We start from the raw sequence: 24,834 nt of genomic DNA, 5'->3' as shown, positions 1-24,834 counted from the left end.
CATCAGCGCATCAGCGCAGCACGCGGCGATCGCTGCGCGGGCTCGTGCCGAAACGCGCACGATAGGTGCGCGAAAAATGCGACGGCGACTCGAAGCCGCACGCGACGCACACCGACGTGATGCTCATGTCGGTCTGCTGCAGCAGTTCGCGCGCGCGGTCGAGCCGCAGGTTCAGGTAGAAGCGCGTCGGCGTGTCGTTCAGCGTCGCGCTGAACAGGCGCTCGAGCTGGCGGCGCGTGATCGCGACTTCGCCGGCGAGCGCGTCGGGGCCGAGCGGGTTCTCCATGTGGCGCTGCATCGTGCCGATCACCTGGATCAGCTTGCGGTTGTGCACGCCGTAGCGCGCGGCGATTTCGAGCCGCTGGCTGTCGGAACGCTGGCGGATCCGGCTGACGACGAACTGCTCGGAGATCGCGGCCGCGAGATCCGCGCCGTGCCGCCGCCCGATCAGGTCGAGCATCATGTCGATCGACGCGGTGCCGCCCGCGCAGGTGATGCGCCGCTCGCCGATCTCGAACAGTTCCTGGGTGGCCTTCAGGTCCGGATAGCGCTCGCGGAACGCGGCGAGCGCCTCCCAATGCAGCGTGAGCGGGTGCGACGGGTCGAACAGCCCGGCTTCGGCGAGCACGAAGCTGCCGGTGTCGATGCCGCCGAGCGTCGCGCCGTGCCGGTTCTGGCGCCGCAGCCAGTCGGCGAGCGCGCGCGTATAGCAGACGAGCGGGTCGAAGCCCGCGACGACGAACACCGTGCCGACGCGCTCGACGTCCGCGTACGCGGCCTGCGCGGCGACCGGGATGCCGTTGCTCGCGGCCACCGGCGCACCGTCCGCGCTGAGCACGTGCCAGCGGTACAGCTCGCTGCGAAAGCGGTTTGCCACGCGCAGCGGCTCCACCGCGGACATGAAGCCGAGTGCGGAGAAGCCGGGCATCAGCAGGAAATGGAAATCCTCGGGCATCGGAGTGGGGAGCGGGGTGGCCATGAACGTGGGGCGGCGCGAGGGCCGGGCAGCCCGCTGCGGATTATGACGGGTTTTGCCGCGGCCTCAGCGGGTTTGGGCGTGATGCGCCGCGCGGCGCGCGGTCGCCGACGGCAGCTCGCCGAACTGTGCCTTGTATGCGTTCGCGAAATGGCCGAGATGGATGAAGCCCCATTGCGCGGCCGCGTCGCTGATCGGCAGGTCGGCCTGCCGCCGGTCGAGCAGCAGCCGCCTGACCTGCGCCAGGCGCAGCGAGCGCATGTAGCTCAACGGGCCGGTCTGCACGACGGACTGGAAGCTGTTCTGCATCGTGCGCCGGCTGACGCGCAGTTGCGCGCACAGGCGCTGGATGTCGACGGGTTCCTCGGGATGGTCGATCACGTAGTCGTGCACGCGGCGCACGATGTCGGCGCGGCATGCGTGCGTGAGCCGGTTCGCCGGCGCGGGCACCCGGTAGGCGAGCAGTTCGGCGAGCACGTCGCCCACCTCGCCGCGCAGCGCCTGCTGCGTGTGCGGGGCGTCGAAGGCGGCGGGCGACGCGAGCACGCGTTCGAGCAGCGTCGCGATCTGCAGGCCGGCCCGCACGCAGGCGGCATTCGGCATGCCGACGACGCCGTGCCGGAACAGGCGGTCGTCGAGCTTGACGCTGGCCGCGTCGGAGATGTGCAGTGCGAGCTCGGCATCGACGACGACGCAGATCAGCGACATGTCGCCGGGGCAATGCAGTTCGAACGGCGTGCCGCCGCGCGTCATCACGATCGCGCCGTGCTCGATGCGCGCGCCGCCGAACGCGAAGGCGCCCGCGCCGGTGAGCGGGATGCCGAACACGGTTTGCCCGGGCGGCAGGTGCCCGCGCTGGTGCACGCGAACGTTCGCGGCTTCCTGGAACAGCTGGACGCCATCCAGCGCGACCTGCTTGACGACGCTGCGATACGCGCCCGAGCCGATCTGGTCGTAGCGCTGCTCCCAGCCCCGCAGCGCGTTGGCGTGCTGGTCCGCGTCGTCGAATGACTGGTGATGCACGAACACAGAGCCTCCGGCGCCTCGATCAGACCGCGCAAGCGTAAACCGGCCGCACGGTCGGCGCAAGGTGGGCGAGGGTTAATCCGGGCGGCTCGGCGCGGTGTCCCTTTCAGCAGGATTGCCAATATCCCGAATCGGCACGAACGCGTTGCCGGTCTCGGTGCTGGCCGAATTTTTTGTCGATCTACAGTCGCCGCACACAACGTGAATCCCTACTGGAGGCGACATGAAGACAAGGCGACGCACCGCTGTGATCGCGGCGGCGCTGTCATGCGCGGCGGCCTGGAGCGGCGCCGCGCACGCAATCGAGAAGCCGGAAGAGCTGGTCGTGAAGAAGATGCCGCCGTGGCATCCGCACGAGGTGTTCATCGTCGACATGTCGATGCCGTCGATGACCGACGGGCGCATCCACGTGTACGACGCCGACGCGAAGAAGCTGCTCGGCCAGATCGACGGCGGGTTCGGCCCGGGCCTGGCGATCTCGCCCGATCACCGGACGAGCTACGTGGCGACGACCTATTTCTCGCGCGGCTCGCACGGCACGCGCACCGATGTGGTCGAGCTCACCGACAACACGACGCTTGCTCACACGGGCGAGATCGCGATTCCGCCGAAGCATGCGCAGCACGTGCCGTCGCCGTACAACACGGCGTTCAGCGCGGACGGCAGGCGGCTGTATGTCGCGAACATCACGCCGGCCGCGTCGATGACGGTGATCGACGTGGCGACGCGCAAGGTGCTGCCGGAGATCGACATGGCCGCGTGCGTGCTCGCGTATCCGTCGGCGAACGACCGCTTCACGTCGCTGTGCGAAAGCGGCAAGGCGCTCACCGTCATGCTCGATGCGAAGGGCCGCGAAGCGAAGCGCACGATGTCGGACGCGTTCATCGACGTGGATCGCGATCCGGCCTTCGTCAACGCGTCGCCGTACCAGGGCGGCTATCTGTTCACGACGTTCGGCGGGAGCGTGCGCAGCGCCGATTTCCGCGGTGACAAGGCCGTGTTCGGCGCGCCGTGGTCGCTGCTGACGGACGCCGAGCGCGCCGAGGGCTGGCGCCCGGGCGGCATGCAGCAGACGGCCGTGAACGCGAAGCTGCACCGCTATTACGTGGCGATGCACAAGGGCGGGGAGGGCTCGCACAAGGAACCCGGTACGCAAGTTTGGGTGGTCGACCTGCAGACGAAGCAGCGCGTCGCGCGCTGGGATCTCGCGCAGCAGAAAATCGATCCGCTCCTGTCGATCCAGGTCAGCGCGGACGACAAGCCGCTGTTCTACGGGCTGACGCCGACGTCCGACCTGGTCGTGATGGATGCGCTGACGGGCCGGCTGCTGCACGTCGAGAAGCAGGTCGGCAGCACGTCGTCGCTGCTCGTCAACCCGTGAGGCCGCGATGACGATCGATCCTGTACTCGCCACGGGCGCGCAGGCCGGCGCGGCCATCGTCGTGCTGCTCGGCGCGGCCGCCAAGATGCGGCGGCCTGCCGCGTTCCGCGACGCGCTCGGCGGCTACCGCCTGCTGCCCGATGCGCTGACCGCGCCCGCGGCGTTCGCGCTGCCGCTCGCCGAAGTGCTCGGCGCCGCGGCGCTGCTGTTTCCCGATACGCGCACGATCGGCGCGGGCGTGCTGGTCGCGCTGCTGCTCGCGTTCGCCGCCGCGCTCGCGATCAACATCCTGCGCGGCCATACCGACATCGATTGCGGCTGCTCGGGTTTTGCCGCGACGCGGCCGGACGCGCCGCGCGGCATCGGCGGGTTCCACGTCGCACGCGCGCTGCTGCTCGCGGCGCTGGCCGCGACCGCGTTCGCCGAGCCGGCCGCCCGCGCGGTCGTGTGGTTCGACTACCTGACGCTGTTCTTCGCCGTGCTGCTGATCGTCTGCACGCTGCTCACCGCCGACGTGCTGCTGGCCAATGTGCCGCGCCTTTCCCACCTGAGGAATTCCTGATGCAAACCGCTCTCACCGTTTCTACCGCCTTGCTGTGGATCGCCGTGCTCGCGCTCGGCGCGATCTGTTTCGCGATGGTTCGCCAGGTCGGCATCCTGTACGAACGCATCATGCCGGCCGGCGCGCTGATGATCGACAAGGGCCCCGCGGTCGGCTCGATCGCGCCGGTGTTCGAGCTGGCCGACATTCGCGGCACGCCGGTGAAGGTCGGCGGCATCGACGCGTCGGGCAAGGCCACGCTGCTGTTCTTCCTGTCGCCGACGTGCCCGGTCTGCAAGAAGCTGCTGCCGCTGCTGCCGTCGCTGCAGGCGAGCGAAGCGACGCCCGTGAACATCGTGCTCGCGAGCGACGGCGAGCTCGACGAGCACACCCGCTTCGCGCGCAAGCACGACCTCGGCCGCTTCCCGTACCTGCTGTCGCAGGAGCTCGGCCTCGCGTACCAGATCGGCAAGCTGCCGTATGCGGTGCTGCTCGACGAAACCGGCACGGTGCGCGCAAAGGGCCTCGTCAACACGCGCGAGCACCTCGAGAGCCTGTTCGAGGCGAAGGAGCGCGGCGTCGAGTCGCTCCAGGCGTTCGTGCACGGCAGCGCTCGCCACGATGGCCACGCGCAGCACGTGTGACGCGCGCCTCTTTCAATCTCAGTGGAGAACAACGACATGGGTGTGTTTGATTCATGGTTCGAGCGCTCGGCGCGCAGCGTCGCGCAACGCAGCTCGCGGCGCAGCGCGATGGCGACGCTCGGCAAGGTCTTGCTCGGCACGTCGCTGCTGCCGCTGTTGCCCGTCGACCGCACCGCGTATGCGGCCGATGCCGCATCGGGGGCATCGGCCGCGGCCGGGGCCGGCGACGATCCGATGAGCTGCGACTACTGGAAATACTGCGCGATCGACGGCTGGCTGTGCAGCTGCTGCGGCGGCACGTCGAGCAGCTGCCCGCCCGGCACGACGCCGTCGCCGATCACGTGGATCGGCACCTGCCGCAATCCGCGCGACGGCACGGACTACATCGTGTCGTACAACGATTGCTGCGGCAAGACGTCGTGCGGCAAGTGCTTCTGCAATCGCAACGAACGCGAGAAGCCGCTGTACAAGCTGTCGCTCAACAACGACATCAACTGGTGCATGGCGAACGGCAACGCGAATTACCACTGTTCGGTTTCGGTTCTTCTTGGAGCGGCCAGGCAATGAAAGGGAAGCACGCTGGAAAGATTCTGGCCGCCTGCGTGACGGCGGCCGCATCGTTGACGATGCCGGGTATCGGCCACGCACAGCAGGGCGCGCGTTACGCCGCCGGCAAGGGCCTGTTCGACGCGCAATGCGCGGTGTGCCATCAGGCGGGCGGCCGCGGCCAGGACGGGCTCGCGCCGCCGCTCACCGAGTATCCGGGCAAGTACGCGACGCTCGCGCAGGGGCGCGCGCAGCTCGTGGCGACGCTGCTGAGCGGCATGTTCGGCGAGATCAAGGTGCGCGACAAGACCTACAACTTCAAGATGCCGTCGTTCGCGGGCACGAGCGACGAGGATCTCGCGCAAGTGCTGAACTACGTCGTGTTCGACCTGAACGCGAAGCATGGCGCGGCAAAGCCGTTTACGGCCGACGAGATCCGCGCGGCGCGCGCGCAGGCGACGGACGGCGCGGCCGTGCATGCGCAGCGCGCGGTCGTCACGAAGGGGCTCGGGCTGTGAATGCCGATCGCGTGTGTCATGCGCGCGATTGCGCGCATCGGCCGCGCGCCGCAGCCGCGCGCCGACGGGCCGGCGCATGGCGGCGGGCCGCCGCGCTGGTGCTGGCATGGGCCACGATCTGCGCCGTGCCGTCGCCGGCGCGAGCGGAAGGCAGCGCCGATGCGGCGCTCGCGCGGCAGCACTGGGTGCTCAACTGCATGGGCTGCCACACGGCGACGGGTGGCGGCATTGCGGGCAAGGTGCCGTCGTTGTCGAACTCGCTCGGCTACTTCACGCATCTGCCGGAAGGCCGCGACTACGTGATGCGGGTGCCCGGCGCGTCGAACTCGGCGTTGTCGGACCAGGCGCTTGCCGACGTGCTCAACTGGATTCTCACGACGATGAACCGCGATGCGCTGCCGCGCGATTTCCGGCCATATACGGCCGCCGAAGTCGCCGCGCGCCGCCGCCCGGCGCTCTCCGACGTCGCGACGGTGCGCGCCGGCCTGGTGCGCGCGCTGCAGGCACGCGGGATCCACGGCGTCGCGGATCGCTACTGACCCTCGTTGGGGGCACCTTGTCCATCGGGCGCGTCGACTGCGCCCCATCGATCCCCCTTCAGATGCGCCCCGGCGACGCACCGGGACAAGCATCGATCCTCCTGAATCCATCTGAAAAGCCCGCCTGACAAGGCCTCTACGCGACCTAGTGGTTTTTCCGCATAGTCGCATCCAGTCAAGAAAATGTCGCCGGCGGTCGCCTTTGCGCGAATATGGCTCGTTACTTTTGAGTCCACGATGCAGGCCGGGACGCATCCCGCACACCCGCTGCTCACTGAGTCGAAACGGGAGGAAACCATGAAGTCGAGAACGATCGCCGCGCTGGGCGCGGCCATGCTGGCGGCGGGTGCGTGGTCGACGGCGGCGCTCGCCGATGCGGATCCGGCAAGCTGCCGCACCGTGCGTTTCGCGGACATCGGCTGGACCGACATCACGTCGACCACCGCGATGGCGTCGACGGTGTTCGAGGCGCTCGGCTACAAGCCGACCACGACGATCGCGTCGGTGCCGATCTCGTTCGCGGGGCTCAAGAGCAAGCAGCTCGACGTGTCGCTCGGCTACTGGTGGCCCGTGCAGCAGAAGCAGCTGCAGCCGTTCCTCGACAGCAAGTCGATCAACGTCGTCGAGCCGCCGAACCTGTCCGGCGCGAAGGCGACTCTCGCGGTGCCGAGCTACGCATACCAGGCGGGCCTGAAGACCTTCGAGGACATCGCGAAGCACCGCGCGGAGCTCGACGGCAAGATCTACGGGATCGAGCCGGGCAGCAGCGCGAACGCGACGATCCAGAAGATGATCGACACGAACCAGTACGGGCTCGGCGGCTTCAAGCTCGTCGAGTCGAGCGAGGCCGGGATGCTCGTCACCGTCGAACGCGCGATCCGCGACAAGAAGTGGGTCGTGTTTCTCGGGTGGGAGCCGCATCCGATGAACATCCAGATCAGCATGAACTACCTGTCCGGCGGCGACGCGGCGTTCGGGCCGAACTACGGCGAGGCGCGCGTCTACACGCTGACCGCGCCCGACTTCATCGCGCGCTGCCCGAACGCCGGCAAGCTCGTGACGAACCTGCGCTTCTCGACGCAGCTCGAGAACCAGCTGATGCAGTCGGTGATGAACAAGACCAAGCCGGCCGAAGCAGCGAAGGCGTACCTGAAGAAGAACCCGCAAGTGCTCGATCCGTGGCTCGCGGGCGTGAAGACGTACGACGGCAAGGACGGCCTGCCGGCGGTGAAGGCCTATCTCGGCCTGTGACGGCCCCGCGCGCCGTCATGGCGCGCGCCGACGATCCAAGAAGCAACCCGAAACCAACGAGGCAACCAGCATGAACCACGAAGTCATCGTGACCTGCGCCGTGACCGGCGCGGGCGATACGGTCGGCAAGCACCCGGCGATTCCGGTGACGCCGAAGGAGATCGCGGCCGCCGCGATCGAGGCGGCGAAGGCGGGCGCGACGGTCGCGCACTGCCACGTGCGCGATCCGCAGACGGGGCGCGGCAGCCGCGACCCGAACCTGTATCGCGAGGTGGTCGACCGGATCCGCTCGGCCGACGTCGACGTGATCATCAACCTGACGGCCGGCATGGGCGGCGATCTCGAGATCGGCCCCGGCGAGGACCCGATGCGCTTCGGCAAGGGCACCGATCTGGTCGGCGGGCTCACGCGGCTCGCGCACGTCGAGGAACTGCTGCCGGAGATCTGCACGCTCGACTGCGGCACGCTGAATTTCGGCGACGGCGACTACATCTACGTGTCGACGCCCGCGCAGCTGCGCGCCGGCGCGAAGCGCATCCAGGCGCTCGGCGTGAAGCCCGAGCTGGAGATCTTCGACACCGGGCACCTGTGGTTCGCGAAGCAATTGCTGAAGGAGGGCCTGCTCGACGATCCGCCGCTGTTCCAGCTGTGCCTCGGCATTCCGTGGGGCGCGCCGGCCGACACTGGCACGATGAAGGCGATGGTCGACAACCTGCCGCCCGGCGCGCACTGGGCCGGCTTCGGCATCGGCCGGATGCAGATGCCGATGGTCGCGCAGGCGATGCTGCTCGGCGGCCACGTGCGGGTCGGCCTCGAGGACAACCTGTGGCTCGACCGCGGCGTGCCCGCATCGAACGGCACGCTGGTCGAGCGCGCGCGCGAAATCGTCGAGCGCCTCGGCGGCCGCGTGCTGACGCCCGCCGAAGGGCGCCGCAAGCTCGGCCTGCCGGCGCGCGGCGAGCGGCTGCTCGAACGCCGCGCGGTGGCCGAGTTCGCGTGAAGCGCTGAAGCGGCATCGCACTGCATTGAGGCGGCCGTGCGCGCACGGTTGCCACCCGATTTCCCCGATTTGAAGGATGCGTTTGTCATGGCAGTGATTACCGACATCAAGACGTTCGCCGCGATCGGCACCGGCGTGATCGGCAGCGGCTGGGTTGCCCGCGCGCTGGCCCACGGTCTCGACGTGGTCGTATGGGATCCCGCGCTCGGCGCGGAACAGCAGCTGCGCGCGAACGTCGCGAACGCGTGGCCCGCGCTGGAGCGCGTCGGCCTTGCGCCGGGCGCCGACCCCGCGCGGCTGCGCTTCGTCGCGACGATCGACGAGTGCGTCGCCGACGCCGATTTCATCCAGGAAAGCGCGCCCGAGCGCGAAGCGCTGAAGCTCGAGCTGCACGAGCAGATCAGCCGCGCGGCGAAGCCGGACGCGATCATCGCATCGTCGACGTCGGGCCTCTTGCCGACGGATTTCTACGCGCGTGCGGTGCACCCCGAGCGCTGCGTGGTCGGCCATCCGTTCAATCCGGTGTACCTGCTGCCGCTCGTCGAGGTGCTCGGCGGCGCGCAAACCGCGCCCGAAGCGGTGGAAGCGGCGATGCGGATCTATCGCGGCCTCGGCATGCGGCCGCTGCACGTGCGCAAGGAAGTGCCGGGCTTCATCGCGGACCGGCTGCTCGAGGCGTTGTGGCGCGAGGCGCTGCACCTCGTCGACGAGGGCGTCGCGACGACCGGCGAGATCGACGATGCGATCCGCTTCGGCGCGGGCATCCGCTGGTCGTTCATGGGCACCTTCCTGACCTATACGCTCGCGGGCGGCGATGCGGGCATGCGACACTTCATGCGGCAGTTCGGCCCCGCGCTCGAACTGCCGTGGACGAAGCTCGTCGCGCCGAAGCTGACCGATGCACTGATCGATCGCGTCGTCGACGGCACGGCCGAGCAACGGGGCGCGCGCAGCATCAAGGAACTCGAACGCTACCGCGACGAGTGCATCATCGAAGTGCAGCGCGCGATCGCCGCGGTGAAGGCGCGGCATGGCATGCAATTCGAGGATTGAGCGATGACAGGCGATACCCCGCTGACGATATACCGCGACGTCGTGCGGCCCGAATGGGTCGACTACAACGGGCATTTGCGCGATGCGTTCTACCTGCTGATCTTCAGCTTCGCGACCGATGCGCTGCTGGATCGCATCGGCCTCGACGACGCGGCGCGCCGCGAGCGGGGGCGCTCGGTCTATACGCTCGAGGCGCACGTCAACTATCTGCACGAGATCAAGGAGGGCACGCGCGTGCGCGTCGATGCGCGCGTGCTCGCGCACGACGCGAAGCGCCTGCACCTGTATCTCGAACTGTTCGCCGACGGGCACGACGGCGCGGTGTCGGCGAGCGAGCAGATGCTGCTGCACGTCGATACGCGCGACGGGCCGAAATCGGCGCCGTTCGATGCGGACGTCGCCGAACGGGTTGCCGCGCTGCATGCGCTGCAGCGCGACGCGGCGCCACCCGCCTACGCGGGGCGCGTGATCGGTTTGCCGTCACGCCGGTAGCGCGGCGCGCGAACGATGCTCGAACCGGAAATCGCGGCGTTCGTCGCGGCGGTGGGCGCGTGGTATCCGGCCGACGCGGCGGTGCGCGCGCCGGCGGAACAGCGCCGCATCTACGACCGTTTCGCGGCCGCATGGACGCCCGCAGGATTGCCGCCGGGCATCGTGCAGCAGGATGCCGCGCTGCGCGCGCCGGACGGCCGCGTGATCGCGCTGCGCCGTTACCGGCCCGCGCATGCCGCGCCATGCGGCACGGTGCTGTTCTTCCATGGCGGCGGCTTCGTCGTCGGTTCGCTCGACAGCCATGCGCTGATTACCGCGCGTCTCGCGGCCGATACGGGGCTCGAGGTGATCGCGGTCGATTACCGGCTGGCGCCCGAGCATCCGGCGCCCGCCGCGCTCGACGACTGCATGGCCGCGACGCGCGCCGCGCTCGCGGCGCAGCTGCCGTTCGGGCCGTGCGCACGGCCGCTGACGCTGGCGGGCGACAGCGCGGGCGGGATGCTCGCGGCGGCCGTCGCAACCGCGCTGCGCGATGCGGGCGAGGGCGGCATCGACGGCATCGCGCTCGTCTATCCGATGCTCGGCTTCGAGCCGCAGGCGCCGGCGCGCGATACCGAAGCGCACGCGCCGATGCTGACGCTCGACGATGTCTATCGCTATCGCGCGCTGTACTGGGGCGACCGGCCGCCGCGCGCGTCCGCGCCGCTCGATGCAGCACGCTTCGACGGCTTGCCGCCGGTGCTCGCGATCGGCGCGGAGCACGATCCGCTGCGCGACGATGCGCGGGCCTACGTCGCGCGGATTCGCGCGGCCGGCGGCGCGGCGCATCACTGGATGGGTGAGGGGCTGGTGCACGGCTGCTGGCGCGCGCTCGACACGAGCCCGCAGGCGGCGCGGATGCACCGGATCGTCAGTGAATTCCTGCGCGCGCCGGGCGCGCAGCGTTCGTGAACGGGAGGCAACGATGCAGGCTGCAGCAGGGCAATTGCGTATCGAGGACTGGCGGACGTTTTCCACCGACGTGACGATCGCGGCCGCGACGGCCGGCGACGGCGTGCTGGACGTGACGTGGAGCGACGGCCGCCGCTCGCCGTTTCACTTCGACTGGCTGCGCGACACCTGTCCGTGCGCGCGCTGCGTGCATGCGCAGACGCGCGAGCAGGTGTTCGAGATCGTCGACGCGCCCGCCGCGCTCGCGGTGCGCAGTGTGCAGGTGGATCGCGACGGCGCGCTCCAGGTCGAATGGCACGACGGCCACCGCAGCGCGTGGTCGCCCGGCTGGCTGCGCGCGCACGCGTACGACGACATGTCGCGCGCGGAGCGCCACGCCGCGCAGGGCTATCACGTGTGGCGCGGCGACGATCCCGAGGCGCTCGCGGTGTTCGCATGGCGCGACGTGATGCACGACGACGCGGCGCTGCTCGCGTGGCTCGCCGCGCTGCGGCGCACCGGGTTGACGCTGGTCGAAGGGGTGCCGCCGGAGCGCGGGCGAGTGGACGGCGTCGCGCGCCGGGTCGGGCTGATCCGCGAGAGCAATTTCGGCGTGCTGTTCGACGTCGAGTCGAAGCCGCGCCCGGACAGCAATGCGTACACATCGATCAACCTGCCGCCGCACACCGACTTGCCGACCCGCGAACTGCAGCCCGGCGTGCAGTTCCTGCACTGCCTCGCGAACGACGCGACGGGCGGCGACAGCATCTTCATCGACGGCTTTGCGCTCGCCGATGCGTTGCGCGCCGAATCCCCGGACGATTTCGCGCAGCTCGCGACGACGCCGTTCGAGTTCTGGAACAAGAGCGCGGCCAGCGACTATCGCTGCGCCGCGCCGGTGATCGGGCTGAATGCGCGCGGCGACGTGATCGAGGTGCGCCACGCGAATTTCCTGCGCGGGCCGCTCGACGCGCCGGCCGCGTCGATGCCGGCGATCTATCGTGCGTACCGGCGCTTTCTCGCGCTCGCGCGCGAACCGCGGTTTCGCGTGCAGCGGCGGCTGCGCGCCGGCGACATGTGGGCGTTCGACAACCGGCGCGTGCTGCACGCGCGCACCGAGTTCGATCCGTGCACCGGGCGTCGGCACTTGCAGGGCTGTTACGTCGATCGCGACGAGCTGTTGTCGCGCTGGCGGGTGCTGTCGCGCACGGCTGTGCCCGCATGACCGGTTCGCATCGGCGAAAAAGCGCCCGGACGCGCAGCGCCCGGGCGAAGCCGTCCCTTGCGGGGCGGCGGAGGTATGCCGTTCACAAAAAAGGACGAGCCCGTCCGACGGGCTCGTCCTGACTGCTGTCGCGCGAGGCGCTGGGCCTCGGCGATGCGCTTACTGACCGAAGAAGATCGAGTCGCGCGGGTTCGACGTGGTCGCGGCGGCAGCCGGGCTGCCTGCGCGGACGACCGGCGCGGCTTGCGCGCCGTAGCCGCTGCTGTCGGCACCATGCACGCGCGCTTCGGCAGCCTGGATGTCTTGCGGATAGTACGGGCTCGACTCGCTCGGCTTGTAGCCGGCCTTCTCGAGCTGGACCAGCTCGTCGCGCACTTGCGCGCGGCTCACGGTGCTTTGCGCGAACGCGCCGAACGAAGCGGACAGGGCGGTAGCGGCAACGACTGCATAAACGAGCGATTTCATGGTGACCTCCGATGTTTTATTGGGCTTCGCTCTCGACGCCTTGTCTTAAGCGATTGGCTAAATCTTAGTCACGGAGATGTACAGGGTAAACGCCGATTTCCGCTAAAGATCATTTACCCGGTTGCAAAAATAAGCGCCCTCAGCAGTCTTTCAACGGGCTTTCATTGCGCATGTTGTAAATAAGTGCGACAAATCTTCACCAGACATCGGGCGTCGCCGCCGCGGTGCCGCGCGGCCCGGCCCGGGGGGCGCGGCTCCGGCTCGAGGAAACGCACGCCCGTCGCGGCTACCGACGCTTCCCACGGCAGCGCCGCCGTGGCGACGGCTTACTTGCCGCCGGCCAGCGCGAGCACTTCGGCGGCGGAGATCATCGCGGCGGCGTTCGCGGGGGCCGGGCGCTCGGCGGGGCGGAACACCTCGTCGCCGCGCTGGATCACCTGGCGCGACAGCGCGCAGGTGCCCGTGCGCTGCGCGAAGCGGCGGCGCCAGCGCTGTTCGCCGTAATGACAGCGGCCCGGTTCGACCCAGCGGACGACGAGCAGCGTATCGGAACGTTCGAGGATTTCGACGTGGACGTCGGCAGGATCGAGCACAGGCAAGGATTTGGAGGACTTCATTGGCCGTTCCTAAAGCGCGTGCGATATCGGCCTGGGCAGTGGTTGCAACTGCGCGAAGTCGATTCCGTAGCGGTTTCCGGTGGTGGAGCGCTAAATGTAAGCGTCTGTGACGGGAAAAAACATCCTGCTTCGCTCAAATTACCTTTTGCCGATTTAGAAACAATCCAGGCTTATTTTCTTGGCAATCCAGCGGCAAAAGCGCCCCGGACGGGCGTCCGGGGCGGGAAGCCGGGTGCGCCGCCGCGCCTGCTCGCTCAGGCACGGTGCAGCGCCGCGCGGGACGGAGTGCCCGCGACCTGCGTCGGCGGGCGGAGTCGCGTGGCGCCGTGTTGGGGGCGCGACCCGGCATGCACATGATCGCGCGGCCGACCGGTTGGCACGCTGACGCGAAGATGGCGGTTCTGTCAGGTTGACGGCCGGGAAAACACTGAATCTCATTTCCGTGACAAATCCCGGGGCGCTGCCTATGATTGGTTGGACCTTTAGTCCTTTGTGCCAATTAGCCGGTGTCAAGCCGGCCTCCACAGGAGCGGTGCTGATGAGATTGCAGGGCAAGCGTGCGCTGGTCACGGCGGCGGGGCAGGGCATCGGCCGCGCGACCGCGCTGCGGTTCGTGCGCGAAGGCGCACAGGTGCTGGCGACAGATATCGACGACGCGGCGCTCGCGCGGCTCGCGGCCGAGACGGAGACCGTCGCGCCGGGCGGCACGCTGGCGACGCGCCGGCTCGACGTGACGAGCGCGCACGACATCGCGGCGCTGGCGGCGGCCGAGCCCGCGTTCGACGTGCTGTTCAACTGCGCGGGCTACGTGCACCACGGCACGATCCTCGACTGCGACGACGACGCGTGGACGTTCTCGTGGCAATTGAACGTGACCTCGATGGTCCGGCTGATCCGCGCGCTGCTGCCCGCGATGATCGCGGCCGGCGGCGGGTCGATCGTCAACATGGCCTCGGCCGCGTCGAGCGTGAAGGGCGTGCCGAATCGCTGCGCGTACGGCGCGACCAAGGCGGCGGTGATCGGGCTGACGAAGGCGGTGGCCGCCGATTTCGTCGAGCAGCGCATCCGCTGCAACGCGATCTGCCCGGGCACGATCGAGTCGCCGTCGCTGGCGGCGCGCATCGCGGAGCAGGCGCGCGTGCGGCAGGTGCCGGCCGACACCGTGCGCCAGGCGTTCGTCGCGCGCCAGCCGATGGGCCGCATCGGCAGCGCCGACGAGGTGGCCGCGCTCGCGCTGTACCTGGCCTCCGACGAAGCGTCGTTCACGACCGGCGCGATCCACCTGATCGACGGCGGCTGGTCGAACTGACCGGGCGCCCCCCTTCTCCTCTCCAACACGCCCCGCTCCCATGAAACTGCTGAGATACGGCGAGAAACACCACGAAAAACCCGGCCTGCTCGATGCGCAGGGCCACATCCGCGACCTGTCCGGCGTGATCGACGACGTCGCCGGCGATGCGCTCGCGCCCGCGTCGCTCGCGCGCGTCGCCGGCATCGACCCGGCGACGCTGCCGCGCGTCGACGGCGCGCCGCGCCTTGGCGCGTGCGTCGGCCGGGTCGGCAAGTTCATCTGCATCGGGCTCAACTACTCCGACCACGCAGCCGAATCCGGCATGGAGGTGCCGAAGGAGCCGGTCGTGTTCGGCAAGTGGACGAGCGCGATCGCCGGGCCCAACGACGACGTCGAGATTCCGCGCGGCGCGGAGAAGACCGACTGGGAAGTCGAGCTCGGCGTCGTGATCGGCCGGGGCGGCCGCTACATCGACGAGGCCGACGCGCTGTCGCATGTCGCGGGCTACTGCGTGGTGAACGACGTGTCGGAGCGCGCGTACCAGCTCGAGCGCGGCGGCACGTGGGACAAGGGCAAGGGCTGCGACACGTTCGGCCCGCTCGGGCCGTGGCTCGTGACGGCCGACGAGGTGCCCGATCCGCACGCGCTGCGGCTGTGGCTCGACGTCGACGGCCGCCGCTATCAGGACGGCACGACCGCGACGATGATCTTCCGCGTGCCGTTCCTCGTCAGCTACCTGAGCCGCTTCATGAGCCTGCAGCCGGGCGACGTGATCTCGACCGGCACGCCGCCGGGCGTCGGCCTCGGGCAGAAGCCGCCCGTCTACCTGCGCGCCGGGCAGGTGATGTCGCTCGGCATCACGGGGCTCGGCGAGCAGCGCCAGCGCACCGTGCAGGGCTGATTTCCTTTATCGGACGGTTCGTCATGCCTATCATTCGATCGATGCGCGTCGTCGACGTGCGCTTTCCGACCTCGCGCCAGCTCGACGGCTCCGACGCGATGAACCCGGACCCCGACTACTCGGCCGCCTACGTGGTGCTCGACACCGATCGCGACGGCCTTGAGGGCCACGGGCTCACGTTCACGATCGGGCGCGGCAACGAGATCTGCTGCGCGGCGATCGACGCGATGCGGCATCTCGTCGTCGGGCTGGACCTCGACTGGATTCGCGCGGACATGGGGCGCTTCTGGCGGCACATGACGTCGGACAGCCAGCTGCGCTGGATCGGGCCCGACAAGGGCGCGATCCATCTCGCGACCGGCGCGGTGGTCAACGCGGTGTGGGATCTGTGGGCGAAGGCGGAAGGCCAGCCGCTGTGGCGGCTCGTCGCGGGGCTGTCGCCGGAGGAGCTGGTGCGGGCGATCGACTTCCGCTACCTGCGCGACTGCCTGACCGAGGACGACGCGCTCGCGATCCTGCGGCGCCAGGCGCCGGGCAAGGCCGAGCGCATCGCGACGCTCGAGCGGGACGGCTACCCGTGCTACACGACGTCGGCGGGCTGGCTCGGCTACAGCGACGACAAGCTGCGCCGCCTGTGCCAGCAAGCGGTCGATGCAGGGTTCGACCATGTGAAGCTGAAGGTCGGCGCGAACCTCGAGGACGACATCCGCCGCGTGACGATCGCGCGCGAGGTGATCGGCCCCGACCGCAAGCTGATGATCGACGCGAACCAGGTGTGGGAAGTGGACGAGGCGATCGACTGGGTGCGCGAGCTCGCGTTCGCGCGGCCGTGGTTCATCGAGGAGCCGACGAGCCCCGACGACATCGAGGGCCATCGCAAGATCCGCGACGCGATCGCGCCCGTGCAGGTCGCGACCGGCGAGATGTGCCAGAACCGCGTGATGTTCAAGCAGTTCATCGCGCGCGGCGCGATCGACGTCGTGCAGATCGACGCGTGCCGGCTCGGCGGCGTCAACGAGATTCTCGGCGTGATGCTGCTGGCCGCGAAATACGGGCTGCCGGTGTGCCCGCATGCGGGCGGCGTCGGGCTGTGCGAATACGTGCAGCACCTGTCGATGATCGACTACGTGTGCATATCCGGCACGAAGGAAGGGCGCGTGACCGAGTACGTCGATCATCTTCACGAGCATTTCGTCACGCCGTGCGTGGTGCGCGGCGCGGCCTATCTGCCGCCGGCCGCGCCCGGCTTCTCGATCGAGATGAAGCGCGAATCGCTGGAGCGGTATCGCTTCCGCGGCTGACGCGGCGCAAGCGAAACGACAAAGACAACGACGGAGACGCAACGTGGACCTGGAACTGCAACAGAAGGTCGTGATCGTGACCGGCGGCGCGTCGGGCATCGGCGCCGCGATCTCGATGCGGCTCGCCGGCGAAGGCGCGATTCCCGTGATCGTCGCGCGCGATGCGCCGGACGATGCGTTTTGGCAAGCGCTGTTGCAGCGGCAGCCGCACGCCGTGTTTTTCCCGGTCGAACTGCGGGACGACGCGCGGTGCCGCGACGCGGTCGCGCAGACGGTCGCGCGCTTCGGCCGGCTCGACGGCCTCGTGAACAACGCGGGCGTCAACGACGGCGTCGGCCTCGATGCGGGGCGCGACGCGTTCGTCGCGTCGCTGGAGCGCAACCTGATCCACTACTACGTGATGGCGCACTACTGCGTGCCGCACCTGAAGGCGGCGCGCGGCGCGATCGTCAACGTGTCGTCGAAGACGGCCGTGACCGGGCAGGGCAACACGAGCGGCTATGGCGCGGCGAAGGGCGCGCAGCTCGCGCTGACCCGCGAATGGGCGGTCGCGCTGCGCGACGACGGCGTACGCGTGAACGCGGTGATTCCGGCCGAAGTGATGACGCCGCTGTACCGTGACTGGATCGCCGGCTTCGACGATCCCGACGCGAAGCTGGCCGGGATCGCCGGCAAGATTCCGCTCGGCAGGCGCTTCACGACCGCCGAGGAGATCGCCGACACCGCCGTGTTCCTGCTGTCCGCGCGCGCGTCGCACACGACCGGGCAATGGCTGTTCGTCGACGGCGGCTATACGCATCTCGACCGCGCGCTCGGCTGACGCGCGCGATGCCCGACACCGGACCTCACCCCATGCAACCCGACCCGAACCCGCTGCGCGTGACGCACGACACACCCGCGCACGCGCCGCTGATCGCGCTGCGCGGCGTCAGCAAGCGCTTCCCCGGCGTGCAGGCGCTCGACGATTGCCGCTTCGACCTGCTTGCGGGCGAAGTGCATGCGCTGATGGGCGAGAACGGCGCGGGCAAGTCGACGCTGATGAAGATCCTTGCCGGCGTGTACCGGAAGGACGGCGGCGAGATCCTGCTGGACGGCCGCGCGGTGGAGGTCGCCGACCCGCGCGCGGCGCAGGCGCTCGGCATCGGCATCATTCATCAGGAACTGAACCTGATGAATCACCTGAGCGTTGCGCAGAACATCTTCATCGGCCGCGAGCCGCGCGGCCGGCTCGGCGTATTCATCGACGAAGCGCGCCTGAACCGCGACGCGGCCGCGATCTTCGCGCGGATGCGGCTCGACCTCGACCCGCGCACGCCGGTCGGGCGGCTGACGGTCGCGCGCCAGCAGATGGTGGAGATCGCGAAGGCGCTGTCGTTCGACTCGCGCGTGCTGATCATGGACGAGCCGACCGCCGCGCTGAACGACGCGGAGATCGCCGAACTGTTTCGCATCATCGGCGACCTGCGCGCGCACGGCGTCGGCATCGTCTATATCTCGCACAAGATGGACGAGCTGCGGCGCATCGCCGACCGCGTGACGGTGATGCGCGACGGCAAGACCATCGCGACCGTGCCGATGGCCGGCACGTCGATGGAATCGATCATCACGATGATGGTCGGCCGCGCGCTCGACACGCAGCGCCGCACGCCGCCCGACACGTCGGCCAACGACGTCGTGCTCGACGTGCGCGGCCTGTCGCGCGGCCGTGCGATCCGCGATGTCGGCTTCACGCTGCGGCGCGGCGAGATCCTCGGCTTCGCCGGGCTGATGGGCGCGGGCCGCACCGAGGTCGCACGCGCGATCTTCGGCGCCGATCCGCTCGACGCGGGCGAGATCCGCGTGCATGGCGCGACGGTGACGATCCGCACGCCGGCCGACGCGGTCGCGCACGGCATCGGCTATCTGTCCGAGGACCGCAAGCATTTCGGGCTGGCGCTCGGCATGGACGTGCAGAACAACATCGCGCTGTCGAGCCTGCGCCGCTTCGCGCGCCGCGGCGGGCTGCTCGACGCGCGCGCGATGCGCGACACCGCGCAGGCGTACGTGCGCCGGCTCGCGATCCGCACGCCGTCGGTCGCGCAGCCCGCGCGGCTGCTGTCGGGCGGCAACCAGCAGAAGATCGTGATCGCGAAGTGGCTGCTGCGCGACTGCGACATCCTGTTCTTCGACGAGCCGACCCGCGGCATCGACGTCGGCGCGAAGAACGAGATCTACACGCTGCTCGACGCGCTCGCGGCCGCCGGCAAGGCGATCGTGATGATCTCGTCCGAGCTGCCCGAAGTGCTGCGCATGAGCCACCGCATCCTCGTGATGTGCGAAGGCCGCGTCACCGGCGAACTGAGCGCGGCCGAGGCCACCCAGGAAAAGATCATGCAGCTCGCCACCCGGCGCGAATCGTCCGTTGCGCGCTGATGCCCCGACTCCGACGCCCATCGACCACCATGCCCCACGATACGCATCCCGCCTCGTCCACGCAGCTGGCTGCCGGCGACACGCCGGCCGGCGCATCCGGCCTGCGCGCGCGCTTCTTCAAGCCGGCCGCGCGGCAGAAGCTGCTGGCGTTCGCGAGCCTGCTGCTGCTGCTCGCGTTCTTCAGCGTCGCGTCGCCGAACTTTGTCGACGTCGACAACCTCGTCAGCATCCTGCAGGCGACCGCCGTCAACGGCGTGCTCGCGGTTGCGTGCACGTACGTGATCATCACGTCGGGCATCGACCTGTCGGTCGGCACGCTGATGACGTTCTGCGCGGTGATGGCGGGCGTCGTGCTGACGAAGTGGGGCCTGCCGCTGCCGGCCGGCATCGCGGCCGCGCTCGGCTTCGGTGCGCTGTCCGGCTGCGTGTCGGGCGTCGTGATCGCGAAGATGAAGGTGCCGCCGTTCATCGCGACGCTCGGCATGATGATGCTGCTCAAAGGGCTGTCGCTGGTGATCTCGGGCACGCGCCCGATCTACTTCAACGACACGCCGGGCTTCACCGCGATCGCGCAGGATTCGCTGGTCGGCAGCCTGATCCCGGCGCTGCCGATTCCGAATGCGGTGCTGATCCTGTTCCTCGTCGCGATCGGCGCGTCGGTCGTGCTGAACCGGACGATCTTCGGCCGCTACACGTTTGCGCTCGGCAGCAACGAGGAAGCGCTGCGGCTGTCGGGCGTGAACGTCGATGCGTGGAAGATCGGTGTCTATACGTTCAGCGGCGCCGTGTGCGGGATCGCGGGCCTGCTGATCGCGTCGCGCCTGAACTCCGCGCAGCCCGCGCTGGGGCAGGGCTACGAGCTCGACGCGATCGCGGCGGTGGTGATCGGCGGCACGTCGCTGTCGGGCGGCGCCGGCAGCATTCTCGGCACCATCATCGGCGCGTTCATCATGAGCGTGCTGACCAACGGCCTGCGCATCATGTCGGTCGCGCAGGAATGGCAGACGGTCGTGACCGGCGTGATCATCATCCTCGCCGTGTATTTGGACATCCTGCGCCGGCGCCGCCGCTGAAGCGGCGTGCGGCAGGGGTTTTCCGGTCCGCCGCCGGTGGGGCGGGCGCCTCGGTCGATCTCGGTCGATACAACAAGGAGACACGAAGTGATCAGGAACAGGTTGCTCGGCATCGCATTCGGCTTGTCGCTCGCATTCGGCGCGCACGCGCAGGAGGCCTATATCCCGCTGGTGTCGAAGGGCTTCCAGCACCAGTTCTGGCAGGCCGTGAAATCGGGCGCGCTGCAGGCGGCGAAGGACTATCGCGTGAAGGTCACGTTCGAAGGCCCGGAAACCGAGGCGATGATCGACAAGCAGATCGACATGCTGTCGGCGGCGATCGCGAAGAAGCCGGCCGCGCTCGGCTTCGCGGCGCTCGACAGCAAGGCCGCGCTGCCGCTCCTGAAGAAGGCGCAGGCGGAGAAGATCCCGGTGGTCGCGTTCGACTCCGGCGTCGACAGCGATATCCCGGTGACGACCGCGGCCACCAACAACAAGGCCGCCGCGTCGCTCGCCGCGGACAAGCTGGCCGAGCTGATCGGCAAGGAAGGCGAGGTCGCGGTGGTCGCGCACGACCAGACGAGCCGCACCGGCATCGATCGCCGCGACGGCTTTCTCGAGCGGATGAAAACCGCGTATCCGAAGATCAAGGTCGTGACCGTGCAATACGGCGAAGGCGACCAGCTCAAGTCGACCGAGGTCACGAAGTCGATTTTGCAGGGCTACCCCAAGCTGAAGGGGCTCTTCGGCACCAACGAAGGCTCGGCGATCGGCGTCGTCAACGGCGTGCGGGAAATGAAGCGCAAGGTCGTGATCGTCGGCTACGACTCCGGCAAGCAGCAGAAGGACGCGATCCGCAGCGGGCTGATGGCCGGCGCGATCACGCAGAACCCGGTCGGCATCGGCTACCGCACGGTCGAGGCGGCCGTGAAGGCGACCAAGGGCGAGACGCTGCCGAAGATCATCGATACCGGTTTCTACTGGTACGACAAGACCAACATCGACGATCCGAAGGTGGCGGCGGCGCTTTACGATTGAGCGCCGCGAACGCGAGGAACCCATGAACGCCATGCGCATCGATTCCCACCAGCACTTCTGGCGCTATCGCGCGGACGACTACCCGTGGATCGGCGCGGGCATGGACGTGCTCGCGCGCGATCGCCTGCCGCACGAACTGCGGCCGCTGCTGCAGGCGCACGCGCTGGATGCATCGATCGCGGTGCAGGCGCGCGCCGGGCGTGACGAGACGGCGTTCCTGCTCGACCTGGCGCGCGACGACGCGCGCATCGCCGCCGTGGTCGGCTGGGAGGATCTGCGTTCGCCGCAGCTCGCGCAGCGCATCGCCGAGTGGGGCAGCCCGAAACTGCGCGGCTTTCGGCATCAGGTTCAGGATGAAGGCGACGTCGCATCGTTCGTCGCGCACCCGGATTTCAATCGCGGCGTCGCCTGGCTGCAGGCGCATGGCTACGTGTACGACGTGCTCGTGTTCCAGCGGCAATTGCCGGACGTGCGTGCATTCTGCGCGCGCCATGACGCGCACTGGCTCGTGCTCGACCATCTCGGCAAGCCCGCGCTCGCCGAGTTCGATCGCGACGACACCGTGTACGCGCGCTGGCGCGACGCATTGCAGGCGCTCGGCGCGTTGCCGCACGTCGCGTGCAAGCTGTCCGGGCTCGTCACGGAAGCGGACTGGCGGCGCGGGCTGTGCGCGCGGGATCTCGCGCAGATCGAGCGGGCGCTGGATACGGCGCTGGCATGCTTCGGGCCGCAGCGGCTGATGTTCGGCTCGGACTGGCCGGTGTGTTTGCTGGCCGCGTCGTATCGCGAGGTTGCGGGGCTGGTCGAGCGCTGGGCCGCGACGCGCCTGTCGGCGGCCGAGCAGGACGCGGTGTGGGGCGGCACCGCGGCGCGCTGTTATGGCGTGGCGGCATGATGTCGACGAATCGTTGCCGCATCGTTGCCAAGTCGCTGCAATGACGCCGCCGGATAAAATAGCGCGAACGGTATGTGACATGCGCAGGCCGTTCCGACCGAAACCGACTACCTGACACGCAGTGCATCGACGTATGTCCATCCAGCCGATTCAGAACCGCCGCCTTTACCAGCAGATCGCCGACCGCTTGAGCGCGATGATCGCGTCCGGCGATTTTCCGCCGGGCAGCTACCTGCCGCCCGAGCGCGAACTCGCCGAACAGTTCGGCGTGTCGCGCACGTCGGTGCGCGAGGCGCTGATCGCGCTGGAGGTGAGCGGGCTCGTCAGCGTGCGCGTCGGCGACGGCGTGAAGGTCCGGCATCCCGAGGCGGCTGCGCCCGCGCTCGAACGGCAGGCGAAGCCGGGTGGGGCGCTCGCGGTGGTCGAAATCGATCCCGAGCTCGGCATCGAACTCGACCTCGACACCGAGATTCCGCCGTTCGCGCTGCTGCAGGCACGCCGGCTGATCGAGCCGGAAGCGGCGGCGCTTGCCGCGACGCATGGCTCGGATGCGCAGATCGAAGGCATCCACGCCGCGTTCCTGCGCAACCAGGAAGACAACCGCAGCGGCTCGCGCACGCATCCCGGCGACCGCCTGTTCCACATCCGCATTGCCGAGGCGAGCGACAACCCGGCCTATGCGCTGATGATCAAGCAATTGCTCGCGCACAAGTACGACCCGATGTTCCAGCGGCTGCAATCGCTGTACACGCCGAGCGACATGCCGCACCGGTCGGAACTCGAGCATCGCGCGATTCTCGACGCGATCCGCGCGCGCGACCCGGAGGCCGCGCGCCGCGCGATGGCCGAGCACCTGGATTCGGTGATCAGGATCTTCGGCCGGGCGTGTGACTGAGCCGAGCGTTCGGCATCGCGGATCTTGTCGATATGGCGATGCCCGTATTGCGCTTATCGAGCGTCAAGGCCAAGCGACGTCAGTATCCGGTACGCGGCCGCGATCCGCTCCTCGTTCGGGTAGTGCCGGTTGGCGAGGATGACGATGCCCATATGCCGGGCGGGAACGAACGCCACGTAGGCGCCAAACCCGCCGGTCGAACCGGTCTTGTTGATCCAGACTTGCGGCTGAGGGGCTTGAGGCGGCTTGATCGCGTCGACCGGCGTGGCATCGAACGTGATCGACGGTGAATTGCCTGCGATGAGCGTTTTCAATGCGACCGGGTACGGATACTGTTCCCAGATCAGGTCCTGCGTCATCGGGCCTACGTTGAAGTACGCGGTGTGCGTGTCGGTAATGGCCTGCTGAAGCGGTTTGTCCAGCTTCACGTCGCCCATGTTGGCCTGCACGAAACGCAGCAGGTCGGCGGCGGTCGTCTTGACGCCGTACGTTTTCGACGACAAGACGTCAGGGGTCGTCGTGACTGGCGCACCGTCCTTCGCATAGCCTTGCGCGTAGTCGGCCATGCGGGACTTTGGCACGTCGATGTAGGTGTTTTTCATTCCCAGCGGCGACAGCAGATGACGCGACAGCGGCACGGCGAAGTCCTTTTGCCCCATGCTCGTCGCCGTAATCAGGCCAAGCATGCCGATGCTCACATTGGAATACGTGCGATAGGTGCCCGGCGAATAGGCGGGCTGCCAGGCCTCGAGATACCGCATCAGCTGCGCTTCGTTGCGGACGTCGTCCGGAACCTGCAGCGGCATGCCGCCGGGGGTGTGCGTGCCGAGTTCGAGCAGGGTGACGTTGCCGAACCGGCTGCCTTGAAGGTTCGGCAGGTACTTTTCCGTCTTGTCCGACAGCGAAAGCTGGCCGGTGGCTTGCGCCCAGGATGCCAGGGTTGCCGTGAGCGTCTTGCTGATGGACCCGATCTCGAACAGCGTATCGCGCGTGACGGGCCGCTGGTCTTGCCGGGATGCGACGCCGTAGTTGAAGACATAGGACTGTCCGTCTGCAACGATGCCGACTGCCATCCCCGGGATGCCGTATTTCGTCATGATGGGCAAGACGACGTTGTCCGTTGCGCTCTTGACGGCGTCGCTCCGATCATTGGCCGCGTAACCGATGGTCGCCACCGCGCAGGTGGAAATTAGCGCGGCCGCCAGCGCGCATTTGATCCCGAGATTCATATTTTTCGCGTCCTTGAGATTGATGCCGAGTTGGAAATTGATGGACGGGCGATTGTCACGGGGCGCATTCGCGACGACAAGCGAGGATATTTTGTCGGAGACAAAAGAAATTCTTGCGTGTGCGCCGTGAGCAGGCGCGCGACGGTCGGATAGCCGAGCGCATCATCGTTCTTGCCGATGCAAAATGGGCTTTCGTTTCGACGTGTCCGGTGACGGTGCGCTTGCCTGGACGTTGTCCAAGCCGGACAAGCGTTTCGATAATGACTCGTGCGTCCGAGCTCGCGTGGATGTCGCGGATAAAGGAGCAATCCAATTTATGCGTATCGACCGCGAGGCGATGCCGTATGGCAATGACCAGCACTCCGTACAAAAGTCGTCGATCGTGACGCTGGATTGGCGGTTCTGATTTGTCGGCGACGGCCTGGCACGAGAGATCGTATGAGGTTTCTGGTGAGCGTGCGTCCAATCCGCTGAATAATTCGCCGACGTCGGGTTCGGCATTCGCCTGTACAAATCGCGCAGCGCGACCATTCAGCGTATTTTCCGACGTTTCCGCCGGGTGTTTCCCACTGGTCGTGCGCGCGACTTTCTACCTAATATGAAGCAATCGTGCGCG

The 24,834-nt window shown here is 68.4% G+C and carries 27 protein-coding genes; 22 read left to right on the top strand and 5 right to left on the bottom strand.

Going from position 1 to position 24,834, the window contains the following annotated elements; translation table 11 throughout:
- Positions 1-10: 10 nt before the first annotated feature.
- Positions 11-955, bottom strand: coding sequence for a GlxA family transcriptional regulator (locus tag HWY45_RS16510; protein ID WP_059801703.1), 945 nt, complete (start codon positions 953-955; stop codon positions 11-13).
- Between the two features lie 87 nt (positions 956-1,042).
- Positions 1,043-2,005, bottom strand: coding sequence for a helix-turn-helix domain-containing protein (locus HWY45_RS16505; RefSeq protein WP_059884667.1), 963 nt, complete (start codon positions 2,003-2,005; stop codon positions 1,043-1,045).
- Between the two features lie 220 nt (positions 2,006-2,225).
- Here HWY45_RS16505 and HWY45_RS16500 point away from each other — a divergent pair, with 220 nt between their 5' ends.
- The 12 genes from HWY45_RS16500 (at position 2,226) to HWY45_RS16445 (ending at position 12,122) form a co-directional block, all read left to right on the top strand.
- Positions 2,226-3,383, top strand: a complete 1,158-nt coding sequence (locus HWY45_RS16500) for an amine dehydrogenase large subunit (protein WP_059884668.1) — start codon at positions 2,226-2,228, stop codon at positions 3,381-3,383.
- Between the two features lie 7 nt (positions 3,384-3,390).
- Complete coding sequence (locus HWY45_RS16495) at positions 3,391-3,945, top strand: MauE/DoxX family redox-associated membrane protein (protein WP_059884669.1); 555 nt, start codon at positions 3,391-3,393, stop codon at positions 3,943-3,945.
- On the top strand, positions 3,942-4,568 hold the full coding sequence (gene mauD, locus HWY45_RS16490; RefSeq protein ID WP_059801803.1) for a methylamine dehydrogenase accessory protein MauD: 627 nt from the start codon (positions 3,942-3,944) through the stop codon (positions 4,566-4,568). The genes HWY45_RS16495 and mauD overlap by 4 nt, the downstream gene beginning before the upstream one ends.
- 36 nt (positions 4,569-4,604) lie before the next feature.
- Positions 4,605-5,135: a methylamine dehydrogenase light chain gene (locus HWY45_RS16485; protein ID WP_059884671.1), complete on the top strand. Its 531-nt coding sequence runs from the start codon at positions 4,605-4,607 to the stop codon at positions 5,133-5,135.
- Positions 5,132-5,632 (top strand): c-type cytochrome, encoded by a 501-nt coding sequence (locus HWY45_RS16480; RefSeq protein WP_059884673.1) that lies wholly within the window; start codon positions 5,132-5,134, stop codon positions 5,630-5,632. Before HWY45_RS16485 ends, HWY45_RS16480 begins: the two co-directional genes overlap by 4 nt.
- A 95-nt stretch (positions 5,633-5,727) precedes the next feature.
- Entirely contained in the window at positions 5,728-6,171 is a 444-nt protein-coding gene (locus HWY45_RS16475) for a c-type cytochrome (protein WP_059884781.1), read from the top strand.
- A 297-nt stretch (positions 6,172-6,468) separates the two neighbouring features.
- Positions 6,469-7,422 (top strand): choline ABC transporter substrate-binding protein, encoded by a 954-nt coding sequence (locus HWY45_RS16470; protein ID WP_059562629.1) that lies wholly within the window; start codon positions 6,469-6,471, stop codon positions 7,420-7,422.
- A gap of 70 nt (positions 7,423-7,492) precedes the next feature.
- Entirely contained in the window at positions 7,493-8,422 is a 930-nt protein-coding gene (gene cdhC, locus HWY45_RS16465; protein WP_059562334.1) for a 3-dehydrocarnitine:acetyl-CoA trimethylamine transferase CdhC, read from the top strand.
- An 87-nt stretch (positions 8,423-8,509) separates the two neighbouring features.
- Positions 8,510-9,475, top strand: a complete 966-nt coding sequence (locus HWY45_RS16460) for an L-carnitine dehydrogenase (RefSeq protein WP_059884675.1) — start codon at positions 8,510-8,512, stop codon at positions 9,473-9,475.
- A 3-nt stretch (positions 9,476-9,478) separates the two neighbouring features.
- Positions 9,479-9,967, top strand: a complete 489-nt coding sequence (locus tag HWY45_RS16455; RefSeq protein WP_059562341.1) for a thioesterase family protein — start codon at positions 9,479-9,481, stop codon at positions 9,965-9,967.
- 15 nt (positions 9,968-9,982) lie between these two features.
- The gene (locus tag HWY45_RS16450; protein ID WP_059884677.1) at positions 9,983-10,918 is read left to right on the top strand and encodes an alpha/beta hydrolase; all 936 of its coding nucleotides are present in this window, start codon (positions 9,983-9,985) and stop codon (positions 10,916-10,918) included.
- A gap of 13 nt (positions 10,919-10,931) precedes the next feature.
- Positions 10,932-12,122: a TauD/TfdA family dioxygenase gene (locus HWY45_RS16445; RefSeq protein ID WP_059884679.1), complete on the top strand. Its 1,191-nt coding sequence runs from the start codon at positions 10,932-10,934 to the stop codon at positions 12,120-12,122.
- 159 nt (positions 12,123-12,281) lie between these two features.
- Here the strand turns inward: HWY45_RS16445 and HWY45_RS16440 are convergent, their stop codons facing one another.
- Entirely contained in the window at positions 12,282-12,587 is a 306-nt protein-coding gene (locus HWY45_RS16440; protein ID WP_059562350.1) for a DUF4148 domain-containing protein, read from the bottom strand.
- 326 nt (positions 12,588-12,913) lie between these two features.
- Positions 12,914-13,204, bottom strand: a complete 291-nt coding sequence (locus HWY45_RS16435; protein ID WP_059562354.1) for a DUF3331 domain-containing protein — start codon at positions 13,202-13,204, stop codon at positions 12,914-12,916.
- 538 nt (positions 13,205-13,742) lie between these two features.
- On the opposite strand from HWY45_RS16435, the gene HWY45_RS16430 reads away from it, so the two are divergent.
- From HWY45_RS16430 to HWY45_RS16390, 9 genes are all read left to right on the top strand, one after another.
- Positions 13,743-14,513 carry an SDR family oxidoreductase gene (locus tag HWY45_RS16430; RefSeq protein WP_059884783.1) on the top strand — a complete coding sequence of 257 codons (771 nt, stop codon included), beginning with the start codon at positions 13,743-13,745 and terminating at the stop codon, positions 14,511-14,513.
- Positions 14,514-14,553: 40 nt separating this feature from the next.
- Entirely contained in the window at positions 14,554-15,396 is an 843-nt protein-coding gene (locus HWY45_RS16425) for a fumarylacetoacetate hydrolase family protein (protein ID WP_059884681.1), read from the top strand.
- A 23-nt stretch (positions 15,397-15,419) separates the two neighbouring features.
- On the top strand, positions 15,420-16,697 hold the full coding sequence (locus tag HWY45_RS16420) for an L-fuconate dehydratase (RefSeq protein WP_059884683.1): 1,278 nt from the start codon (positions 15,420-15,422) through the stop codon (positions 16,695-16,697).
- A gap of 43 nt (positions 16,698-16,740) precedes the next feature.
- On the top strand, positions 16,741-17,517 hold the full coding sequence (locus tag HWY45_RS16415; RefSeq protein ID WP_059801682.1) for an SDR family oxidoreductase: 777 nt from the start codon (positions 16,741-16,743) through the stop codon (positions 17,515-17,517).
- A gap of 32 nt (positions 17,518-17,549) precedes the next feature.
- The gene (locus HWY45_RS16410) at positions 17,550-19,109 is read left to right on the top strand and encodes a sugar ABC transporter ATP-binding protein (protein WP_059884685.1); all 1,560 of its coding nucleotides are present in this window, start codon (positions 17,550-17,552) and stop codon (positions 19,107-19,109) included.
- A 29-nt stretch (positions 19,110-19,138) separates the two neighbouring features.
- On the top strand, positions 19,139-20,182 hold the full coding sequence (locus HWY45_RS16405; RefSeq protein ID WP_059884686.1) for an ABC transporter permease: 1,044 nt from the start codon (positions 19,139-19,141) through the stop codon (positions 20,180-20,182).
- A gap of 87 nt (positions 20,183-20,269) precedes the next feature.
- Positions 20,270-21,199, top strand: coding sequence for an ABC transporter substrate-binding protein (locus HWY45_RS16400; protein WP_059801679.1), 930 nt, complete (start codon positions 20,270-20,272; stop codon positions 21,197-21,199).
- A gap of 22 nt (positions 21,200-21,221) precedes the next feature.
- Positions 21,222-22,094, top strand: a complete 873-nt coding sequence (locus HWY45_RS16395) for an L-fucono-1,5-lactonase (protein WP_059884688.1) — start codon at positions 21,222-21,224, stop codon at positions 22,092-22,094.
- Positions 22,095-22,227: 133 nt separating this feature from the next.
- Positions 22,228-22,989 carry a FadR/GntR family transcriptional regulator gene (locus HWY45_RS16390; protein WP_059801675.1) on the top strand — a complete coding sequence of 254 codons (762 nt, stop codon included), beginning with the start codon at positions 22,228-22,230 and terminating at the stop codon, positions 22,987-22,989.
- Between the two features lie 53 nt (positions 22,990-23,042).
- Here the strand turns inward: HWY45_RS16390 and ampC are convergent, their stop codons facing one another.
- Complete coding sequence (gene ampC, locus HWY45_RS16385; protein ID WP_059884690.1) at positions 23,043-24,218, bottom strand: class C beta-lactamase; 1,176 nt, start codon at positions 24,216-24,218, stop codon at positions 23,043-23,045.
- A gap of 184 nt (positions 24,219-24,402) precedes the next feature.
- Between ampC and HWY45_RS16380 the strand changes: the two genes are divergently transcribed.
- Entirely contained in the window at positions 24,403-24,624 is a 222-nt protein-coding gene (locus HWY45_RS16380) for a hypothetical protein (protein ID WP_059884692.1), read from the top strand.
- Positions 24,625-24,834: the final 210 nt, after the last annotated feature.

It is taken from the genome of Burkholderia stagnalis (genome assembly GCF_902830275.1).
GTDB classification, from domain to species: Bacteria; Pseudomonadota; Gammaproteobacteria; order Burkholderiales; family Burkholderiaceae; genus Burkholderia; species Burkholderia stagnalis.
This window is presented reverse-complemented; position numbering and strand designations above follow the sequence as displayed.

Coding starts and splice junctions, on each gene's coding strand:
- HWY45_RS16510 (WP_059801703.1), bottom strand. CDS start 955: ATGCCCGAGGATTTCCATTTCCTGCTGATGCCCGGCTTCTCCGCACTC.
- HWY45_RS16500 (WP_059884668.1), top strand. CDS start 2,226: ATGAAGACAAGGCGACGCACCGCTGTGATCGCGGCGGCGCTGTCATGC.
- HWY45_RS16495 (WP_059884669.1), top strand. CDS start 3,391: ATGACGATCGATCCTGTACTCGCCACGGGCGCGCAGGCCGGCGCGGCC.
- HWY45_RS16485 (WP_059884671.1), top strand. CDS start 4,605: ATGGGTGTGTTTGATTCATGGTTCGAGCGCTCGGCGCGCAGCGTCGCG.
- HWY45_RS16480 (WP_059884673.1), top strand. CDS start 5,132: ATGAAAGGGAAGCACGCTGGAAAGATTCTGGCCGCCTGCGTGACGGCG.
- HWY45_RS16470 (WP_059562629.1), top strand. CDS start 6,469: ATGAAGTCGAGAACGATCGCCGCGCTGGGCGCGGCCATGCTGGCGGCG.
- cdhC (WP_059562334.1), top strand. CDS start 7,493: ATGAACCACGAAGTCATCGTGACCTGCGCCGTGACCGGCGCGGGCGAT.
- HWY45_RS16460 (WP_059884675.1), top strand. CDS start 8,510: ATGGCAGTGATTACCGACATCAAGACGTTCGCCGCGATCGGCACCGGC.
- HWY45_RS16455 (WP_059562341.1), top strand. CDS start 9,479: ATGACAGGCGATACCCCGCTGACGATATACCGCGACGTCGTGCGGCCC.
- HWY45_RS16450 (WP_059884677.1), top strand. CDS start 9,983: ATGCTCGAACCGGAAATCGCGGCGTTCGTCGCGGCGGTGGGCGCGTGG.
- HWY45_RS16445 (WP_059884679.1), top strand. CDS start 10,932: ATGCAGGCTGCAGCAGGGCAATTGCGTATCGAGGACTGGCGGACGTTT.
- HWY45_RS16440 (WP_059562350.1), bottom strand. CDS start 12,587: ATGAAATCGCTCGTTTATGCAGTCGTTGCCGCTACCGCCCTGTCCGCT.
- HWY45_RS16435 (WP_059562354.1), bottom strand. CDS start 13,204: ATGAAGTCCTCCAAATCCTTGCCTGTGCTCGATCCTGCCGACGTCCAC.
- HWY45_RS16430 (WP_059884783.1), top strand. CDS start 13,743: ATGAGATTGCAGGGCAAGCGTGCGCTGGTCACGGCGGCGGGGCAGGGC.
- HWY45_RS16425 (WP_059884681.1), top strand. CDS start 14,554: ATGAAACTGCTGAGATACGGCGAGAAACACCACGAAAAACCCGGCCTG.
- HWY45_RS16420 (WP_059884683.1), top strand. CDS start 15,420: ATGCCTATCATTCGATCGATGCGCGTCGTCGACGTGCGCTTTCCGACC.
- HWY45_RS16410 (WP_059884685.1), top strand. CDS start 17,550: ATGCAACCCGACCCGAACCCGCTGCGCGTGACGCACGACACACCCGCG.
- HWY45_RS16405 (WP_059884686.1), top strand. CDS start 19,139: ATGCCCCACGATACGCATCCCGCCTCGTCCACGCAGCTGGCTGCCGGC.
- HWY45_RS16395 (WP_059884688.1), top strand. CDS start 21,222: ATGAACGCCATGCGCATCGATTCCCACCAGCACTTCTGGCGCTATCGC.
- HWY45_RS16390 (WP_059801675.1), top strand. CDS start 22,228: ATGTCCATCCAGCCGATTCAGAACCGCCGCCTTTACCAGCAGATCGCC.
- ampC (WP_059884690.1), bottom strand. CDS start 24,218: ATGAATCTCGGGATCAAATGCGCGCTGGCGGCCGCGCTAATTTCCACC.
- HWY45_RS16380 (WP_059884692.1), top strand. CDS start 24,403: ATGGGCTTTCGTTTCGACGTGTCCGGTGACGGTGCGCTTGCCTGGACG.